The sequence below is a fragment of the Dysosmobacter segnis genome, assembly GCF_014297285.1.
GTDB classification, from domain to species: domain Bacteria; phylum Bacillota; class Clostridia; order Oscillospirales; family Oscillospiraceae; genus Oscillibacter; species Oscillibacter segnis.
The window spans coordinates 1-1,859 of the sequence record NZ_JACOQI010000070.1 but is presented as its reverse complement, the minus strand read 5'-3'; the positions used below and the strand labels follow the sequence as shown (position 1 = coordinate 1,859).

3 protein-coding genes are annotated in these 1,859 nt (G+C 51.0%); all 3 read right to left on the bottom strand.

Going from position 1 to position 1,859, the window contains the following annotated elements:
• Positions 1-462, bottom strand: a 462-nt coding sequence (locus tag H8Z83_RS18960; RefSeq protein WP_207732102.1) for a hypothetical protein, incomplete at its 3' end; no start/stop codon positions are given.
• A 36-nt stretch (positions 463-498) separates the two neighbouring features.
• The gene (locus H8Z83_RS18955) at positions 499-1,116 is read right to left on the bottom strand and encodes a hypothetical protein (RefSeq protein ID WP_187016455.1); all 618 of its coding nucleotides are present in this window, start codon (positions 1,114-1,116) and stop codon (positions 499-501) included.
• Between the two features lie 7 nt (positions 1,117-1,123).
• Positions 1,124-1,657, bottom strand: coding sequence for a hypothetical protein (locus H8Z83_RS18950; protein ID WP_187016454.1), 534 nt, complete (start codon positions 1,655-1,657; stop codon positions 1,124-1,126).
• Positions 1,658-1,859: the final 202 nt, after the last annotated feature.

The window sequence follows — 1,859 nt, the reverse complement described above, 5'->3', positions numbered from 1 at the left end:
AGATGTGTATAAGAGACAGTTCTTATACAGACCAGTCACGTAGTGCTCACAGATCCACTTAGGCGCGTATTCCCGCATCAACTCCTCAACCCACATCTCACCCCACCAATCCGTACGCTCCAGCCAGTCTTCACTGGGAGCAGGGATCACCAGTTCAATCTTGGGGATGTTAGGGTCAGTTTCAATCTCTGCCCGTGTAACCCTTTCGACCGAAATTAAGGTGGGTTTCTCACCGTCATATTCTTCACCAGGTCTGTAAAAGTAAACACCCTGTCGGAACTGACCGAAGTTGTGCCCGTAAGGATTGTTCTCTTGCCACAGACTGACGTCTAGGTCCTCTACGTCAAACGTAAACTTGTAGATGCCCTTGTTGATGTCGGGGTTGACTTCGTTGTGGTAAGCGTAGAGGGTGATCTGTGCTATCCGTTTAATCCAGTCGGGATCGTCCAGATCGGTCATCATGTTCAATGCACCGAATAGCGTTAACATCACACACCTCTACAGGTCGAGAAACTCTTGTTGAGAACCGTGGTCAGTCACAACCGACGGTAGTTGTTCCATCGCTTGCTCAGCAAACGCCATCAAGGAGGTAACTAACGCAGTGACCGCAGTTGGGTTCACAGTCAGCGGGATGTAGTCCAGCCGAACTTTGTCGTTACCTACTTTATCGAAGACGTAACCTTTAGCGCCCCACTTCGGTTTGTAGCGTTCGATCACAGCCAGGATGTCTGGGTGACACCACCAGTGCGGAGTCAGCAACACTTCACGACTGACGACAGCCACGATGCTGACACGAGGGATGTCCTCGACGATTGGTAGTCGCGCTTTCTTGACTGTCTTGGTGTTGGTAATCTTGACAGGATCGCCTTTGAATACCCAAGTGTAGCCATCATCGTGCAAGCCCGGAGGCAAGTCAGCAACAGGGACACGCTTCTCCTCAAACTTGTCCCGTTTGATAACCTCTGAGTCAGGGATGTCGATGGTGAACTCCACGACGTTCTGATCCAGGTCAGGTTCTACCTTTTTGACACTGTCCTTCAGGTGAAGGGTGATCTCTGCCTTTGTAAACAACTCCGGCAAAGCGTAGTGCATGTTTAAAGCCATGTACAGTTTCATAACTGCCTCACTTGCAGAACTTGGAACTCAGGACCGGTAACATACGACCTTTGATAACAAACACGTAGGTCTCAGCCGGTTTGGTTTTCATCTTGCCGAACTCTCCGTCTGAAGTTTTCATCGACCACCAACTCCCGTCAGGGTTCAGTCCGCCCACTATGAAGTCGTTTCCTTTATAGTCGATGGTTGTGGTCACTTCAATCTTGGCCGTGTCAATCAACCGCATGCCGAAGATGTCGAAATAGTTGTACTGATACTCACGCACACCAGTAATCTTTTCACCCCCCACCTCAACCGAACAAGGACGCATGTCTGTTACGACCTGGGTCACTCGGTTTTTGTAGGCATCGTACGTGAACCAGCTAACACCAGCCACCGCAACAAGGATCACCATCCAGATCCAGAACTTAATCCAGAACCAGACTTTACGAGCCTTGGCTTTAAGTTCCATGCGGTCACGAGCTTTACGCCCTGCATCTTGTGGTTCAGGTTGTGCAACGCCTACAATGGCTGCTGCGAGTTGCTTCTGAAGATCTGACATGAGTATCGCCCTTACTTAAGGTTTAGTTCAGTTATTTGGTACGGCGTTTGAATTGGTGTTCAGGTGGAACGTGTTCAGCAACCAGCCGACGCCACACGTCGCTGTTCGCCAACCGGATTTCCCAGAAGGTGTCCTGTCTCTTATACACATCTAAAAGGGGGGGGGGGGGGGGGGGGGGGGGGGGGGGGGGGGGGGGGGGGGG